The following is a 16485-nucleotide window of genomic DNA, read 5'->3' on the forward strand; positions in this document are numbered from 1 at the left end:
TAGATACTAGGCTCATTTGGGAGTTTAGCTTAGTTGGAATCGAGAGGTATTCGAGATTCCAATCGGCGGATAAGAGAAACGTAGTTTCTCACCGTTGGCTGAGTTAAACGACCATTTGGGAGTTTAGCTCAGCTGGGAGAGCATCTGCCTTACAAGCAGAGGGTCAGCGGTTCGATCCCGTTAACTCCCATAGGTCCCGTAGTGTAGCGGTTATCACGTCGCCCTGTCACGGCGAAGATCGCGGGTTCGATTCCCGTCGGGACCGTTAAGATAATGAAAATTATTTTAAGACTCGTTAGCTCAGTTGGTAGAGCAATTGACTTTTAATCAATGGGTCACTGGTTCGAGCCCAGTACGGGTCATATTTTGCGGGTTTGGCGGAATTGGCAGACGCACCAGATTTAGGATCTGGCGCTTTACGGCGTGGGGGTTCAAGTCCCTTAACCCGCATAAGAGAATAATAATGAGCCGGCTTAGCTCAGTTGGTAGAGCATCTGATTTGTAATCAGAGGGTCGCGTGTTCAAGTCATGTAGCCGGCATTTTTTTATATAAAGAAAGCAATGCGAACGTAGTTCAGTGGTAGAACACCACCTTGCCAAGGTGGGGGTCGCGGGTTCGAATCCCGTCGTTCGCTTGAGGAGGCCGGGGTGGCGGAACTGGCAGACGCACAGGACTTAAAATCCTGCGATTGGTAACGATCGTACCGGTTCGATTCCGGTCCTCGGCATAGACAAAGGTTGAAAGAAGCACCCTTAGCTCAACTGGATAGAGTACCTGACTACGAATCAGGCGGTTAGAGGTTCGACTCCTCTAGGGTGCATGGTCGCAAGGCTATGTAATAATTGAATAGGAACGAGCACCCTTAGCTCAACTGGATAGAGTACCTGACTACGAATCAGGCGGTTAGAGGTTCGACTCCTCTAGGGTGCATAAAGCGGTAGCTTTAGATCGGGAAGTAGCTCAGCTTGGTAGAGTACTTGGTTTGGGACCAAGGTGTCGCAGGTTCGAATCCTGTCTTCCCGATAGTGTATCGAAAAAGTCTAATGGTTGACATTAGACTTTTTTTGTAGTTATTTTTTTATTAATTTATAAGAAAAAAGAGCTTTCGCTCTTTTCAACTTTATTTATTTCGCAGTTCAACATAACGGTTATACCAAATTTTGATATATTCCTCAGAAAAAGGACCTTTGTTTTGGTTTATCCAATCTACTAGAACCTTAACATTTTCCTTTAAAATAAAGTCGATGTCATCTGAATAGTGCATTTTTTCTTTATGCTGCTCGTATTCTTCAACATCTAACAATTTTTTTTCACCATTGGTAAAGACCTTGACATCGAGATCATAGTCGATATATTTTAAGGCTTCTTGGTCAATGTGAAAAGGACTTGCTAGGTTACAGTAGTAAGACACACCATTGTCACGGATCATGGCGATGATGTTAAACCAATATTTTTTATGGAAATAAACGATCGCTGGTTCACGTGTGATCCAACGTCTACCATCACTTTCAGTCACAAGTGTATGATCATTTACTCCAATAATTGCATTTTCGGTTATCTTTAATACCATGGTGTCACGCCATGTACGGTGTAAACTGCCATCATGTTTATAACTTTGAATTGTAATAAAGTCGCCTTCTTTAGGTAGTTTCATAACTTACCAACTTTCTACAATCTAAGTATATCCTCTATATTGTATCATATTTTTTCAAATTTTTTCTTATTTTTCTATTTAATTTTCAATTTGGTTTATGAATCTAAGTATTCTCTAATGGCTGACGTTATATCACTATAATCGTAGCCTTTTCTGGCTAGTGCCTGAGTCAAGCGTTGTTTGAGTTCATAGCCTTCATATTTTTTACTGTATTTACGGTATTGTTTTTCTAACTCTTTTAGAATGAGCTCATTGGTTGTTTCTTCATCTGTTTCGAGCTCGAGATTTTGGAATGCTATCTTTGCTTGATTGTAAGCAAAACCTTTTGAAATGAGTGCCTGGATGATTTTCGTTTCAATGGCTTTTAACGGATATTTTCCTTGGTATTTTTTTAGGAGTTTTATTGCGGTACGGTCGATCACTTCTGAAAAATCATAGACTGCAAGAATTTCTTGAAGGATAGATTTTGGGATCCCTTTTTGTTGAATTTTTTGTTGTAATAAGAGAGGGCCCTTATCGCCACTGAGAAGGTTGGCCTCTATCAGGTTTCTTGCATATTGACGATCATCTAACCACTTGTCTTCTTTTAGCTGTTGGACCACTTTATCAATAATGCCACTATCAATCTCATATTTTGTCAGGTAGTCTCGGACTTCTTTTGTTGTTCGAGCTTTAAAAGAAAGATGGTAAAGGGCCAGGTTTTTACCATAGGAGTATTGAGCAAACTCTTGGATTTCTTTTAGTTCCTCTTCACTGATTTCTTTATCTTTAGAAAGAAAATATTTGACGATGGTGTCTTCTGTAATATAAAGTTTTTGATCATTGTCTAATTCCAGGAGGTAGAGTCTTTTTTTCTTTTCTAGTTTTGTAATTTTCATGTTTTTATTATACCGAAAAATGTGTTAAGATAGGGATATGAACGTTAAAGTAAAACAAAAAATTCCTTTGAAAATTAAACGAATGGGAATTAACGGAGAAGGGATTGGCTTTTATAAAAAAACACTTGTCTTTGTGCCAGGCGCTTTGAAGGGAGAAGATATCTTCTGTCAAATTACAAGTGTTAAGAAAAATTTTGCGGAAGCCAAACTCCTATCTGTGAACAAGGCGTCTAAGTTTCGTGTGACGCCCATGTGTGATATCTATGAGACCTGTGGTGGCTGTCAAATCATGCATTTGAAGTATGATAAGCAGCTGGAGTTTAAGACAGATTTATTACAACAGGCCTTGAAGAAGTTCTCACCTGAAGGATTTGAACAGTATGATATTCGGCCGACAATTGGAATGCAGGAGCCGCTTTACTATCGGGCAAAATTGCAATTTCAAACTAGGAAATTCAAGGGCCAGGTGAAGGCGGGCCTCTATGCCCAAAATTCACATTATTTGGTGGAATTAAAGGATTGTTTGGTTCAAGACCCGGATATTCAAGCTATCGCCAACGATCTAACGGATTTATTGACCTATTATCAGATTCCGATTGCTGATGAGCGTAAAGAACTGGGTGTCAGAACCATGATGGTTCGACGGGCTCGGAAGTCTGGGCAGGTTCAGATCATTGTGGTTACTAGTCGTCAGATTAATGTAAACAATTTGGTGCAAGACTTGGTCACGAAACACCCAGAGATTGTCACAGTTGCTGTTAACAAAAATACGTCTCGATCCAGTGAAATTTATGGGGAACAAACGCAGATTATTTGGGGAGAAGATGCCATTTTGGAAGGTGTTTTGGATTATGAATTCTCCCTGTCTCCTCGAGCCTTTTACCAGTTGAATCCGGAACAAACTGAAGTATTGTATAGTGAGGCTGTCAAGGCTCTAGATGTTTCTCCAGAGGATAACCTGATTGATGCCTACTGTGGTGTTGGAACGATTGGGTTTGCTTTTGCTAATAGAGTGAAAAGTGTTCGGGGGATGGATATTATTCCTGAAGCAATTGAAGATGCCAAATACAATGCTAAACGGATGGGATTTGAGAATACCCACTATGAGGCTGGTACAGCAGAAGAGATCATTCCTCGCTGGTACCAAGAAGGCTATCGGGCTAATGCTGTGATTGTGGATCCACCTCGTACGGGCTTGGGGACAAAATTAATAGAGACCTTGTTGCACTATGCACCTGAAAAGATGGTCTATGTCTCTTGTAATGTCTCTACTTTGGCAAGGGATCTAGTGGCTTTGACGAAGGTTTATCAGGTTGAATACATTCAATCAGTAGATATGTTTCCCCATACCGCAAGGACGGAAGCAGTTGTGAAATTAGTGAAGAAGTGAAAGTAGAAGAATGGATATTTGGGAAAAACTTTATCATGAGGCGAAAGCTCTCTATGCGCCTCAAGAGGTTTCAGATTTTGTCTATGCTCGACATGTGGTTGCTGCTGTTGAGGCCGCAGATGGTCAGATTTTTACGGGCTTTTGTATGGAAGGAACCTGTGGCGTCTTTCATTTATGTGCCGAACGAGCGGCACTCTTCAACATGTATCAACAATCAGGACAGACCAAGGTCAAGCGCATTATTGCTTTTCGAGACAAGCCTCCTTATGGAGAAGGCTCAGGGATGCCTTGTGGGGCCTGTCGTGAATTTCTCCTTGAGCTAGATGCAGAGAATCATCATCTAGAGTTTATGGTGGATTATGAAAGTCGTAAGACCATTACTTTAGGAGAGCTGATGCCTCTTTGGTGGGGCGAAGAACGGGCTCGTCAGAGAGAGAATAAAGGGAATGAGTAGAGGAAATAAATAAATGGACAATGTTATTGATGTATCGATTCCAGTTGCTCAAGTCATTGATCAACATCCGGAAGTATTGGATTTGTTGGTGGAGTTGGGCTTTAAACCCTTAGCCAATCCGATCATGCGCAATACAGTTGGGCGCAAGGTTTCCTTGAAACAAGGATCAAAATTAGAAGGTACCCCTATGGAGAAGATTGTGCGAACCCTAGAGGCTAACGGCTATGAAGTAGTGGGGCTAGACCAATGAGTGATGAACGAATTCACGTCTTAAGAGATATCTTATTAGAGCTTCATCATGGAGCCTCTCCTGAGTCGGTTCAGGAACGGTTTGATGCGACCTTTGCAGGGGTTTCTGCGATTGAGATCTCTCTTATGGAGCATGAACTGATGAACTCCGATGCAGGGGTCACTTTTGAAGATGTTATGGAGCTTTGTGATGTCCATGCCAATCTCTTTAAGAATGCGGTTCAAGGGGTCGAAGTTGCAGATACTGACCATCCAGGTCATCCTGTTCAAATCTTTAAACAGGAGAACTTAGCTCTTCGTGCGGCTATGATGCGGGTACGCCGCTTGCTAGACAATTATGAGACGACTGAGGATCCTGAGATGATTCAGGAGATTCATAAGGGCTTGTTACGTCAGCTGGGCTTAGTGGGTCAATTTGACCGGCATTACCGTCGTAAGGAAGAGTTGATGTTTCCGATTATGGAAAAATATGGGCATGATTCCCCACCAAAAGTGATGTGGGGAGTGGATGACCAGATTCGAGAACTCTTTGCGAAAGCTTTGGATGCGGCCAAAAAATTACCGGATTCTAGTATTTCTGAAGTCAAGGAGCTCTTTGAAGCCTTTGCGCAAGAGTTTGAGGGTATGATCTTCAAGGAAGAGTCGATCCTCTTGATGATTTTGCTGGAGTCCTTTACCCAGGATGACTGGCTCTCCATTGCAGAAGAAAGTGATGCTTATGGTTATGCCATTATCCTTCCGAGTGAAAAGTGGGTGCCAAAACGCGTTGACTTCAAAGAGGAAGCGTCTGAAGAGTCAGAAGGTTCAACTGAATCGCTTTCTTCTTCAAATGGAGATGAGCACCGTCAGGTCATTGAGACTCCTGAGGGGCAGTTGACGATTACCTTCACGCCTAAGAAAAAAGAAGAGAGCTTCGACCGCAAGCAACCACAAGCTTTTGGCCATGGATTTTTATCGGTGGAGCAAGCGAATTTAATCTTGAACCAGTTACCAATGGAGATCATCTTTGTCAATAAGGATGATATTTTCCAATATTACAATGATGCTGCGCCTTTTGAGGAAATGATTTTTAAGAGGACGCCATCGCAGGTAGGACGCAATGTTGAGCTGTGTCACCCACCGAAATATTTGGAGAAGGTCAAAGCGATTATGAAGGGGCTTCGTGAAGGGAAAAAGGACAAGTATGAAATGTGGTTCAAATCAGAATCGCGTGGGAAATTTGTCCATGTCACCTATGCAGCAGTGCGTGATGAAGCTGGAGAGTTTCAAGGTGTCTTGGAATATGTTCAGGACATTCAACCTTATCGAGAGATCGATACGGATTTTTATAGAGGAATGGAGTAAAGATGAGTTACGAAATAGAGTTTATGAAGGAGTTTGAGGAGTGGATCAAGACTCAAGTCATGATCAATGAAATGGCTCTCGAAGAGAGTAAGAAGGTTTTTGATGAAGACCAGGATGAGCGAGCTAAAATCGCCATGATTCGCTATGAAAGCCGTTTGGATGCTTATCAGTTCTTGCAAGGGAAGTTTGAAAATTTCCATGCTGGAAAAGGATTTCATGATTTACCAGATGGCCTCTTTGGTGAAAGAAAATATTAAAAATACCTTATTGAAGGCGTTTAACTAGCTAGATTTACCTGAAAATTGAGCAATGACTTGATTTTTTAGGGGATTGTGATACAATAAAAAAGTTGAAATGACATCAACGGATTTTTGAATGGAATGATAGTGATGAAACCTTGTTGCCTTAGGAATTGATCACTGAATTTAGGAGGAAAAATGGCAAAGAAGAACGTAAACCGTGCGAAACAATACAAACATCAAAATAGACATCTTTTGAAAAAAGCTGTCGCAACTGTAACTGCAGCTGTGAAAGAAGCACCTAAAAAGGTTGAGAAAGCTACAAAAGCAGTGGCGAAAGAAGTGAAACAAGCAGCTTCTTCAGTGGAAGAATTTGCTGCAAGTTTGGAAGGTGTGGCACTTGATCGTGCGCAAACATTCTATGATGAAGGTATTCGCTCTGTTGCGGACTTCGCAAACTGGACAGAAAAAGAACTCCTTGCTTTGAAAGGAATCGGTCCAGCTACAATCAAGAAATTGAAAGAACTAGGCGTTAAATTTAAATAATCGTTTTCTGATTTCTTGCTATTTCCAGGAAAACTTGCTAAAATGAACCTATTAGAGGTGTTTTGAGTCCCACATTTTACAGAAAGTGGCGGTGCTGAGAAGTCCACAAATGTGTCAAAACTGGTTGCTAATGGATGAAAATGAAATATTAAATAGTCTTTTTGTTTTAAAGACGAGAGATGCGGGCATCTGCCCGAAATTGGGTGGTACCGCGGATTAATACATTCGTCCCTGTCAGATTAATGACAGGGACGATTTTTATTTTATCCCGCTAGCTAAAGGAGCTTGTCATGAAACAATCTTTTAAAACCAGCAAACTCTACTACGGTTTTCCGATTTTCATCTTGGGGTATCAGGACAAGAACTTTGGGCACAATATCACGACCTGCAGTTCCTCTTATAGCCTGGGAGATTGGCTGGTCATCGGGGTTGGTAGTGAGGAAAATGCGGCTGACCAGATTAAGCATTATCAACAGTTCACTGTCAACATCCCTGATGAAAACTTTATGCTTGAGATGGAGCAGGCTGGGTTTATCAGCCATCGGGAGAAGTTGGAACACCTAGGGCTAGACTACGAGATTTCTGAACGGACTCAGGCTCCGATTTTAGAAGCTTGTCCAGTCGTTTTGGATTGCCAGGTAGATCGGATTATCGAGGAAGATGGCATCTGTCATATTTTTGCCAAGATTCTCGAGCGACTGGCTGATCCAGAGCTCTTAGATGACAAGGGGCATTTTAAAAATGACCGCTTTGCGCCAACTTACTTTATGGGGGACGGGCACCAGCGTGTTTATCGTTATCTAGATGACCGAGTCGATCCCATGGGGAGCTTTATGAAGAAAGCGAGGAAGAAGAATGACAAGAGCTGAGTTGCCAGATAAAATCGAAACGGATCGACTGGTCTTACGAGTCCGAACAGTGGCGGATGTTGAAGATATCTTTGACTATGCTAGTCGTCCAGAAGTCTCTTACCCAGCAGGTTTTCCACCTGTCAAGACCTTGGAAGATGAGATTTATTACCTAGAACATATCCTTCCCGAGCGCAATGAAAAGGACAATCTCCCAGCTGGTTACGGCATTGTAATCAAAGGGACCGATAAAATCATAGGCTCAGTCGATTTTCCCCGTCGCTACGAAGACGATGTACTGGAGATTGGCTATACCTTGCACCCAGACTATTGGGGCCGAGGCTATGTACCCGAAGCGGCACGTGCTTTGATTGACTTAGGCTTTAAAGAATTGGGGCTTCACAAGATAGAACTGGTCTGCTTTGGATACAACCTTCAAAGTCAACGAGTCGCGTTTACCCTCGAAGCTCGCATAAGAGACCGCAAAGATGCTCAAGGCAACCGCTGTGATGATTTGAGATACGGCTTGCTGAAGAGTGAGTGGGAGACTCAAGATCAACATTAAAAATAGAAATAACTAGAAAGGACACACACATGTCTAAAGAACTTTCACCTAAATACAATCCAGCCGAGGTTGAGGCTGGTCGTTACCAAAAATGGCTTGACGAAGATGTTTTCAAGCCTTCAGGCGATAAAAAGGCTAAACCTTATTCAATCGTTATTCCACCACCAAACGTAACTGGGAAACTCCACCTTGGTCACGCTTGGGATACAACTTTGCAAGATATCATCATCCGTCAAAAACGCATGCAAGGTTTTGACACGCTTTGGCTTCCTGGTATGGACCATGCTGGGATTGCTACTCAAGCCAAAGTTGAAGCACGTTTGGCTGAGGACGGCATCTCTCGTTATGACCTGGGTCGTGAAAAATTCCTTGAAAAAGTTTGGGAATGGAAAGACGAATATGCGACGACTATCAAGCAACAATGGGGTAAGATGGGGCTCTCTGTAGACTACTCTCGTGAGCGTTTCACCCTTGATGAAGGGTTGTCAAAAGCGGTTCGTAAGGTCTTTGTAGAGCTTTACAAGAAGGGCTGGATCTACCGTGGTGAATTTATCATCAACTGGGATCCGAAAGCCCGTACAGCCCTTTCTGATATCGAGGTTATTCACAAGGATGTGGAAGGTGCCTTCTACCACATGAACTACATGTTGGAAGACGGTTCACGTGCCCTTGAAGTAGCAACAACACGTCCTGAAACCATGTTTGGGGATACAGCCGTAGCGGTTAACCCAAATGATGATCGTTATAAAGACTTGATTGGTCAAAATGTTATCTTGCCAATCTTGAACAAGCCAATCCCAATCGTAGGGGACGAACACGCAGACCCTGAGTTTGGTACTGGTGTGGTGAAGATCACTCCTGCCCATGACCCTAATGACTTCTTAGTTGGTCAACGTCATAATCTTCCGCAAGTGAACGTCATGAACGATGATGGTACTATGAATGAATTAGCTGGTGAATTCAATGGCATGGACCGCTTTGAAGCTCGTAAGGCTGTTATCAAGAAGTTAGAAGAAATTGGTGCCCTTGTTAAGATTGAGAAGATGACCCATTCAGTTGGTCACTCAGAGCGTACAGGGGTGATGGTTGAGCCACGTTTGTCTACACAATGGTTTGTGAAGATGGATCAATTGGCGAAAAATGCCATTGCCAACCAAGACACAGATGATAAGGTTGAATTTTACCCACCTCGTTTCAACGATACCTTCCTTCAATGGATGGAAAATGTCCACGACTGGGTGATCTCTCGTCAGCTCTGGTGGGGTCACCAAATCCCAGCTTGGTACAATGCTGAGGGTGAAATGTACGTTGGCGAAGAAGCGCCAGAAGGAGACGGATGGAAACAAGACGAAGATGTCTTGGATACGTGGTTTAGTTCAGCCCTTTGGCCATTCTCAACTATGGGCTGGCCTGATGTCGACTCAGAAGACTTCAAACGTTACTTCCCAACTTCAACCTTGGTAACAGGTTACGACATCATCTTCTTCTGGGTGTCTCGTATGATCTTCCAATCTTTGGAATTCACTGGTCGTCAGCCATTCCAAAACGTTCTGATTCATGGTCTCATTCGTGATGAGCAAGGGCGTAAGATGTCTAAGTCACTCGGTAACGGGATTGACCCAATGGATGTTATCGAGAAATACGGTGCCGATGCCCTTCGTTGGTTCCTTTCAAACGGTTCTGCACCAGGGCAAGACGTACGTTTCTCTTATGAGAAAATGGATGCGTCTTGGAACTTCATTAACAAGATTTGGAACATCTCTCGTTACATCCTCATGAACAATGAAGGTTTGACCCTGGATGTGGCGCGTGAAAATGTGGCTAAAGTGGCTGCTGGTCAAGCAGGTAACGTGACAGACCGCTGGATTCTCCATAACCTTAACGAAACGATTGGAAAAGTCACTGAAAACTTTGATAAGTTTGAATTCGGTGTGGCTGGTCACATCCTCTACAACTTCATCTGGGATGAGTTTGCAGACTGGTATGTTGAGTTGACTAAGGAAGTGCTTTATAGCGACAATGAGGAAGAAAAAGTTATCACTCGATCTGTTCTTCTTTACACCTTGGATCAAATTTTGCGACTCCTTCACCCAATCATGCCATTCGTAACCGAAGAAATCTATGGTCAAATCTCTGAAGGAACGATCGTGACTGCGGAATACCCAGTGGTTCGTCCAGAGTTTGAAAACGAAGAAGCAGCAGCCGGCGTTGAAGCGCTTAAAGATGTGATTCGCTCAGTACGTAACTCACGTGCAGAAGTGAACGTAGCACCAAGCAAACCAATCACTATCTTGATTAAGACAAGCGACAGCAAGCTTGATGCCTTCTTCAATGATAATGTCAACTACATCAAACGCTTCACAAACCCAGAACACTTGGAAATTGCAGCAGATGTCGAAGTACCTGACTTGGTTATGTCAAGCATCATCACAGGCGCAGAAATCTACTTGCCACTCGCTGACCTTCTCAATGTCGAAGAAGAATTGGCCCGTCTTGAAAAAGAATTGGCTAAATGGCAAAAAGAACTCGACATGGTTGGTAAGAAACTTAGCAACGAACGCTTCGTAGCCAATGCCAAACCAGAAGTCGTCCAAAAAGAACGCGACAAACAAGCCGACTACCAAGCGAAATACGACGCAACCGTTGCGCGTATTGATGAGATGAAGAAACTCGTGAAATAAACACAGAAACACGGCGGTATGCCGTGTTTTTTTGTATGATTCTGTAAGAGAAAAAGTTTAAGTAACCTATTTTTAGACCATTTTCCAGAAATAATCGATGATATAGGTGAGACCATAAGTGTAGATGACCAGAGTAATCGGTTTACAGAGAATAATAATGGTCATATAGCGCTTAAAGGTCATATTGGTCAATCCAGCTAGCATGCAGAGAAAGTCCGCTGGACTGATAGGCCAGATCATCATGAAGATGAAGAAACGATCAAACCGTTTGCCTTCGTTGAGCCAGTTAATATACTTGTCGTAAGTCTTCTGGCTGACCATAGACTGGACAAACTTAGGCCCGTACATTCGCGCGAGGTGGAAGATGATGGAACAGCCAATGACGATGCCGATGTAGTTGTAGATGGTCCCAATGATGTGGCCATAGATAAAGACCCCAGCGACAGACGTCAGAGCACCAGGGATAATAGGCACCACTGTCTGGAGGATTTGAAGAAAGATAAAGAGAGGGGGGCCAAAGATACCTGCTTGAAGAATAAAAGCCGACAAGGTCTCCTTGGATTGAAGAATGCCAGCAAAGTAGGCCCAGATACAGAAAGCAAGGGTTGCCAGGGCCCCAATGATGGAGGACCAATTAATGATTTTTTGGAGGAGAGGTGAGACCTCCCTCATTTTTTTTTCTTTTGTTATCATAACTCTTCCATGTATTTTTTTTTCTTCTACTATACCATTTTTTAGTCTATTTGTAAGCCCTGGTGATGAAAGTGCTGAAAGTCATAAAAGATGGTATAATGATGTAATTGGAAGCTACAATAAATATCATAGGTAATAGGGGAGGATGTAGTGGAAGAATATATAAACTTATACCACCAGAAATTATGGGAAATAGCTTTTAGTAATGTTGAGAAGGTATTTGGTATATTTTTTACAATTTTACTAGTTTTATCAATTTACCCTATTTATACCTCATTTCAAAAATTGGTAAGAAGAAAAAAACTTGTTTTGGCGCTTGTAGGTATGCCTTTTTTCTTGTTCTTTCTTTGTATGGCTACGGAGTATGTATACAGCTACGATAAAATTATGAATCCAAATTCACCTTACAACGATTCCTTACGTATTGCTTCTTTAAAATCTGATACAGTTTTGCCTGTATTGGAAAATGTGGACGAAGTCCCAATCGCTAGTATAGATGGGGATCTAAAGAGAAAAGATATTATTTTATTTGCGGTACCTAATCCGATATTTTATGATGGATTGTTTGGAAACTTAGCGAATCATCTTGCAGTTGGACAGACCGTGGGAAATAATTTTGTTGTGGCTTTAGTGGGTTTTAAAGAGAAAAATGGTGAGTGGCAATCTGTGGATATCCGCCTTGCTCCTGGTGATTCTGAAAAAGATTTTAAGAAATTCTCTAAGGTTCTTCATATTAAAAGAGGTGAAAGAGAAGGTGCTGATGGAATAATACTGACGCTTCAAAAACTTCATGAATCAACATTACGAAAAGAAAAGAATGGAGAATAGTACAGCTTGTGAATAAAACTGCTCTCCACTCTAATATCAGAACTTTCCATTTTGGAAAGTTTTTTTGTTTAAAAAGTAACGGAAACCTTCTCCATTAGTTTAGGAGTAGCTCTCTCCTCTAAGATCAAGTCATCCGTGCGAAAACCCCCATTTTATGCTATAATGGGGAGAATACGAATGTTTGGAGAAAAACGTGTCAATCGAAAATTACAAACCAGATTTTGCGGTGGAAGCAGCCTATGATCTCACCGTTGCAGACTTGAAAAAACAAGGTATCAAGGCGGTCCTTGTGGATTTGGATAATACCTTGATTGCTTGGAACAATCCGGATGGGACTCCCGAGATGCGCCAATGGTTGCATGACCTTCGTGATGGGGGGATTCGGGTTATCGTGGTGTCCAATAATAGTCCCAAACGGGTCAAGCGCGCGGTTGAGAAATTTGATATTGACTATGAAGCTTGGTCGCTCAAGCCCTTTACTTTTGGGATTGATCGGGCTCTCAAACGTTTCCACTATGAGAAAAATGAAGTGGTCATGGTCGGGGATCAACTGATGACGGATATCCGGGCTGCCCATCGTGCAGGTATTCGTTCGATTTTGGTCAAACCTTTGGTTGAGCATGACTCCATCAAGACCCAGATCAACCGGGCGCGTGAACGCCGTGTTATGAAGCAAATGGCCGAGAAATATGGTCCGATTGAATACAAAAAAGGAATTTAAGAATGGAAGAATTATTCTGTATTGGCTGTGGAGCCCCCATTCAGACAGAAAACAAAGAGGGGCTAGGCTATACTCCCCAATCAGCTCTTGAAAAGGGCTTGGAAACAGGCGAAGTCTATTGCCAACGCTGTTTCCGTCTGCGTCACTATAATGAAATCACAGATGTGCATCTGACAGATGATGATTTCCTAAAGCTCCTTCACGAAGTAGGCGATAGTGATGCTCTCGTGGTCAATGTAGTGGATATTTTTGATTTTAATGGATCCGTTATCCCTGGTCTACCACGCTTTGTAGCAGGAAATGATGTCCTCTTGGTCGGAAACAAAAAAGACATCTTGCCTAAGTCTGTCAAGGATAGCAAGGTGACCCATTGGTTGATGGAGCGGGCCCACGAAGAAGGCATGCGTCCTGTCGATGTGGTCCTCACCTCTGCCCAAAACAAGAGTGCGATCAAGGACTTGATGGAAAAGATTGAACAGTACCGTAAGGGCCGTGACGTCTATGTGGTGGGTGTGACCAACGTTGGGAAATCGACCCTCATCAATGCAATCATCCAAGAAATCACAGGGGATAAGGATATCATCACGACTTCTCGCTTCCCAGGAACGACACTGGACAAGATCGAAATTCCACTGGACGATGGATCCTACATCTACGATACACCAGGGATTATCCATCGCCACCAGATGGCCCACTACTTGACAGCAAAAAATCTCAAGTATGTCAGCCCTAAAAAGGAAATCAAGCCTAAAACTTATCAGCTCAATCCAGAGCAAACCCTTTTCTTGGGTGGCTTGGGACGATTTGACTTTATCAAGGGAGAAAAGCAAGGTTTCACCGCCTTCTTTGACAACGAACTCAAGCTTCATCGAACCAAGCTAGAGGGCGCGACCGCCTTTTATGACAAGCATGTTGGTGGCTTACTAACTCCACCTAATAGCAAGGAAAAAGAAGAATTCCCACCCTTGATTTCCCATGAGTTTACCATCAAGGACAAGACAGACCTGGTCATCTCAGGCCTGGGATGGATCCGCGTCAATGGAGAAGCCAAAGTAGCCGTCTGGGCACCAGAAGGCGTCGCCGTCGTTACCCGTAAAGCTATTATTTAAAAATTTGAAAGGAAATAGTTTCTTTGTAGACTGGGCGAGTGCAACGAGCCTAGAAAGGATACTTTTCGCTGTGGTGAAAGCCTAAGTAGATATTTTACTACTTAGGCGCGGAAAATTTGAGACTTTAGGCTCAAATTTAAGTCATGGAACTCCGTTAGGAGGTCGCTGACGACCGCCACCACATCAGAAAAGTATCAAAAAAGAAACAATGAAAAAAATATGACATTAACATCCAAACAACGGGCTTTCCTCAACAGCCAAGCCCACAGCCTCAAGCCCATTATCCAAATCGGGAAGAATGGGCTCAATGACCAAATCAAAACCAGTGTGCGCCAAGCGCTAGATGCGCGTGAACTCATCAAGGTGACACTTCTTCAAAATACGGATGAGAATATCCATGAAGTAGCAGAAATCTTGGAAGAAGAAATCGGTGTGGAAACGGTCCAAAAGATTGGTCGGATTCTCATCTTGTTCAAACAATCGAGCAAAAAAGAAAATCGTAAAATTTCGGCGAAGGTAAAAGAAATTTAAGACATCGAGGAGAGCAAACCTATGGCAATTGAACTATTGACTCCCTTTACCAAGGTAGAGTTAGAGCCAGAGATCAAAGACAAGAAACGCAAACAAGTTGGTATTTTGGGTGGAAATTTCAATCCGGTCCACAATGCCCATTTGGTCGTTGCGGATCAAGTGCGCCAACAATTAGGGTTAGATAAGGTGCTCTTGATGCCTGAATATGAGCCACCGCATGTCGATGCCAAGGGGACGATTGCAGAGCACCATCGCCTTAAGATGCTGGAATTAGCCATTGAAGGCATTGAAGGTCTGGAGATCGAGACGATTGAACTCGAGCGGAAAGGGATTTCCTATACCTACGACACCATGCTCTTGCTTAATGAACGGGATCCAGACACAGATTATTACTTCATCATTGGTGCAGATATGGTGGATTATTTACCAAAATGGCACCGCATTGATGAATTGGTGGAGATTGTGCAATTTGTCGGAGTACAGCGACCACGCTATAAGGCAGGGACTTCTTATCCGGTGATCTGGGTGGATGTTCCTCTAATGGACATCTCCTCTAGTATGGTACGTGATTTTGTAGCCAAGGGTCGGACGCCGAATTTTATGTTGCCAAAACCAGTCTTGGACTATATCAAGAAAGAAGGATTGTATCAATGACCTATGAAAACTATCTAGGCTTTTCTCGTGAGGTCTTGCTTGAAAAAATGCGTCAAATCCTGCCAGAAAAGCGACTAACCCACTGTTTAGGGGTTGAGAAGGCTGCGCGTGACTTGGCCAAACGCTATGGGGCTGACGAAGAGCAGGCTGGCCTAGCAGGTCTCTTACATGACTACGCCAAGAAATTATCAGATCAGGAATTTCTGGACTTGATTGATCGCTATGAGCTAGATCCAGCGTTAAAAAACTGGGGCAACAATGTCTGGCATGGGATGGTCGGGATTTATAAGATCAAAGAAGACCTCGGACTGACAGATCCAGCCATTCTTCGCAGTATTGAGATTCACACCGTGGGGAGTGGACAGATGTCAACCTTAGACAAGATTGTCTATGTGGCCGATTATATTGAGCACAACCGGGCCTTTCCGGGAGTAGATCAAGCACGTGATATCGCCCAAGTTTCCTTGGATCGTGCCGTGGCTTATGAGACGGCTCGCACAGTCGAACACCTGGCCCACCAAGAATTGCCCATTTATCCCCAAACCCTTGAAACCTATAATGCCTTTGTGAAGTATTTGAAAGAGGAGCAGTGAGTGAAGACAGCTTTTATCATTATTGACGTACAAAATATCTTAGTGGAAACAGGTTTTGAGACAGAAAAGCTCTTAGAGAAGATTGCTTATTTACAAGAACAGGCTAGAAAACATCAGGTTGAAATTATCTACATGCAGCATATTGAAACGCCAGAGGCTTTAACTTCGGAAGATTGGCAATTATCGCCCCTGTTGAAGAGGCAGGCAGATGAGAAGGTGTTTCAGAAGCGTTACAATAGCATATTTAAAGAGACAGGATTAAAAGAATACTTGGATCAACAAGGGATTGAACAACTGGTCCTGTGTGGTATGCAGACAGAATATTGTGTCGATACATCCGTCAAAGTAGGGTTTGAATACGGCTACAAGCTGGTCATTCCAGAAGGAGTTGTCACAACCTTTGATGGAGAGGATATTCCGGCAGAAACGCTTAATGAATTTTATGAAAATATTTGGGCAGAACGTTTTGCGGATGTCTTAGATTACAAATCAATTTTTTAAGGAAAG

19 protein-coding genes and 10 tRNA genes are annotated in these 16485 nt (G+C 42.9%); 26 read left to right on the top strand and 3 right to left on the bottom strand.

All coding sequences use genetic code 11. The features are described 5' to 3' along the window. The first annotated feature begins 117 nt into the window (after window positions 1–117). The 10 genes from HMPREF2685_RS03670 to HMPREF2685_RS03715 all read left to right on the top strand — a co-directional run bounded on the left by HMPREF2685_RS03670 (window position 118) and on the right by HMPREF2685_RS03715 (window position 1024). Window positions 118–190, top strand: a tRNA-Val gene (locus HMPREF2685_RS03670). Window positions 191–192: 2 nt separating this feature from the next. Next, a tRNA-Asp gene (locus tag HMPREF2685_RS03675) sits at window positions 193–265 on the top strand. A 24-nt stretch (window positions 266–289) separates the two neighbouring features. After that, window positions 290–362 (top strand) — tRNA-Lys (locus HMPREF2685_RS03680). A gap of 6 nt (window positions 363–368) precedes the next feature. Next, a tRNA-Leu gene (locus HMPREF2685_RS03685) sits at window positions 369–450 on the top strand. A 17-nt stretch (window positions 451–467) separates the two neighbouring features. Next, a tRNA-Thr gene (locus HMPREF2685_RS03690) sits at window positions 468–540 on the top strand. Window positions 541–563: 23 nt separating this feature from the next. Next, window positions 564–635: transfer RNA gene (locus tag HMPREF2685_RS03695), tRNA-Gly, on the top strand. A 7-nt stretch (window positions 636–642) separates the two neighbouring features. After that, a tRNA-Leu gene (locus HMPREF2685_RS03700) sits at window positions 643–728 on the top strand. Between the two features lie 19 nt (window positions 729–747). Next, window positions 748–821: transfer RNA gene (locus HMPREF2685_RS03705), tRNA-Arg, on the top strand. Between the two features lie 36 nt (window positions 822–857). Continuing rightward, window positions 858–931, top strand: a tRNA-Arg gene (locus HMPREF2685_RS03710). A gap of 19 nt (window positions 932–950) precedes the next feature. Next, a tRNA-Pro gene (locus HMPREF2685_RS03715) sits at window positions 951–1024 on the top strand. 97 nt (window positions 1025–1121) lie between these two features. On the opposite strand, the gene HMPREF2685_RS03720 is transcribed toward HMPREF2685_RS03715, so the two are convergent. Continuing rightward, entirely contained in the window at window positions 1122–1655 is a 534-nt protein-coding gene (locus tag HMPREF2685_RS03720) for a nucleoside tri-diphosphate phosphatase (protein ID WP_003005798.1), read from the bottom strand. 95 nt (window positions 1656–1750) lie between these two features. Next, entirely contained in the window at window positions 1751–2533 is a 783-nt protein-coding gene (gene recX, locus HMPREF2685_RS03725; protein WP_070450246.1) for a recombination regulator RecX, read from the bottom strand. 37 nt (window positions 2534–2570) lie between these two features. Here recX and rlmD point away from each other — a divergent pair, with 37 nt between their 5' ends. The 9 genes from rlmD to HMPREF2685_RS03770 all read left to right on the top strand — a co-directional run bounded on the left by rlmD (window position 2571) and on the right by HMPREF2685_RS03770 (window position 10849). Continuing rightward, window positions 2571–3923, top strand: a complete 1353-nt coding sequence (rlmD, locus tag HMPREF2685_RS03730) for a 23S rRNA (uracil(1939)-C(5))-methyltransferase RlmD (protein WP_070450249.1) — start codon at window positions 2571–2573, stop codon at window positions 3921–3923. Between the two features lie 10 nt (window positions 3924–3933). Then, window positions 3934–4377: a cytidine deaminase family protein gene (locus HMPREF2685_RS03735; RefSeq protein WP_070465349.1), complete on the top strand. Its 444-nt coding sequence runs from the start codon at window positions 3934–3936 to the stop codon at window positions 4375–4377. Between the two features lie 13 nt (window positions 4378–4390). After that, window positions 4391–4627: a DUF1858 domain-containing protein gene (locus HMPREF2685_RS03740; RefSeq protein WP_003014300.1), complete on the top strand. Its 237-nt coding sequence runs from the start codon at window positions 4391–4393 to the stop codon at window positions 4625–4627. Further along, window positions 4624–5970, top strand: coding sequence for a DUF438 domain-containing protein (locus tag HMPREF2685_RS03745; RefSeq protein WP_070465352.1), 1347 nt, complete (start codon window positions 4624–4626; stop codon window positions 5968–5970). The genes HMPREF2685_RS03740 and HMPREF2685_RS03745 overlap by 4 nt, the downstream gene beginning before the upstream one ends. A gap of 2 nt (window positions 5971–5972) precedes the next feature. Then, entirely contained in the window at window positions 5973–6227 is a 255-nt protein-coding gene (locus HMPREF2685_RS03750) for a DUF1912 family protein (protein ID WP_061591232.1), read from the top strand. Window positions 6228–6407: 180 nt separating this feature from the next. Then, a complete protein-coding gene (locus HMPREF2685_RS03755; protein ID WP_003011968.1) occupies window positions 6408–6755 on the top strand; it encodes a helix-hairpin-helix domain-containing protein in 348 nt (115 codons plus the stop codon). A gap of 290 nt (window positions 6756–7045) precedes the next feature. Next, the gene (locus tag HMPREF2685_RS03760) at window positions 7046–7624 is read left to right on the top strand and encodes a flavin reductase family protein (protein WP_070465355.1); all 579 of its coding nucleotides are present in this window, start codon (window positions 7046–7048) and stop codon (window positions 7622–7624) included. Further along, window positions 7611–8168 (top strand): GNAT family N-acetyltransferase, encoded by a 558-nt coding sequence (locus tag HMPREF2685_RS03765; protein WP_070465359.1) that lies wholly within the window; start codon window positions 7611–7613, stop codon window positions 8166–8168. Before HMPREF2685_RS03760 ends, HMPREF2685_RS03765 begins: the two co-directional genes overlap by 14 nt. A 29-nt stretch (window positions 8169–8197) precedes the next feature. Further along, complete coding sequence (locus tag HMPREF2685_RS03770; protein WP_070465362.1) at window positions 8198–10849, top strand: valine--tRNA ligase; 2652 nt, start codon at window positions 8198–8200, stop codon at window positions 10847–10849. A gap of 72 nt (window positions 10850–10921) precedes the next feature. Here the strand turns inward: HMPREF2685_RS03770 and HMPREF2685_RS03775 are convergent, their stop codons facing one another. After that, window positions 10922–11542, bottom strand: a complete 621-nt coding sequence (locus HMPREF2685_RS03775) for a TVP38/TMEM64 family protein (RefSeq protein ID WP_049485515.1) — start codon at window positions 11540–11542, stop codon at window positions 10922–10924. A gap of 150 nt (window positions 11543–11692) precedes the next feature. On the opposite strand from HMPREF2685_RS03775, the gene HMPREF2685_RS03780 reads away from it, so the two are divergent. From HMPREF2685_RS03780 to HMPREF2685_RS03810, 7 genes are all read left to right on the top strand, one after another. Then, a complete protein-coding gene (locus HMPREF2685_RS03780; protein WP_229100906.1) occupies window positions 11693–12370 on the top strand; it encodes a hypothetical protein in 678 nt (225 codons plus the stop codon). Window positions 12371–12563: 193 nt separating this feature from the next. Then, window positions 12564–13091: a YqeG family HAD IIIA-type phosphatase gene (locus tag HMPREF2685_RS03785; RefSeq protein ID WP_049485516.1), complete on the top strand. Its 528-nt coding sequence runs from the start codon at window positions 12564–12566 to the stop codon at window positions 13089–13091. Window positions 13092–13093: 2 nt separating this feature from the next. Beyond that, complete coding sequence (yqeH, locus tag HMPREF2685_RS03790) at window positions 13094–14200, top strand: ribosome biogenesis GTPase YqeH (RefSeq protein WP_031575855.1); 1107 nt, start codon at window positions 13094–13096, stop codon at window positions 14198–14200. A gap of 219 nt (window positions 14201–14419) precedes the next feature. Further along, on the top strand, window positions 14420–14731 hold the full coding sequence (gene yhbY / locus HMPREF2685_RS03795) for a ribosome assembly RNA-binding protein YhbY (RefSeq protein WP_003005853.1): 312 nt from the start codon (window positions 14420–14422) through the stop codon (window positions 14729–14731). Between the two features lie 21 nt (window positions 14732–14752). After that, entirely contained in the window at window positions 14753–15385 is a 633-nt protein-coding gene (locus HMPREF2685_RS03800; protein WP_003012335.1) for a nicotinate-nucleotide adenylyltransferase, read from the top strand. Beyond that, window positions 15382–15978, top strand: a complete 597-nt coding sequence (gene yqeK / locus HMPREF2685_RS03805) for a bis(5'-nucleosyl)-tetraphosphatase (symmetrical) YqeK (protein ID WP_049485518.1) — start codon at window positions 15382–15384, stop codon at window positions 15976–15978. Before HMPREF2685_RS03800 ends, yqeK begins: the two co-directional genes overlap by 4 nt. Next, a complete protein-coding gene (locus tag HMPREF2685_RS03810) occupies window positions 15979–16479 on the top strand; it encodes a cysteine hydrolase family protein (protein WP_049485519.1) in 501 nt (166 codons plus the stop codon). Window positions 16480–16485 lie beyond the last annotated feature (6 nt).

This window comes from Streptococcus sp. HMSC074F05 (assembly GCF_001808725.1).
Taxonomy (GTDB): Bacteria; Bacillota; Bacilli; order Lactobacillales; family Streptococcaceae; genus Streptococcus; species Streptococcus parasanguinis_I.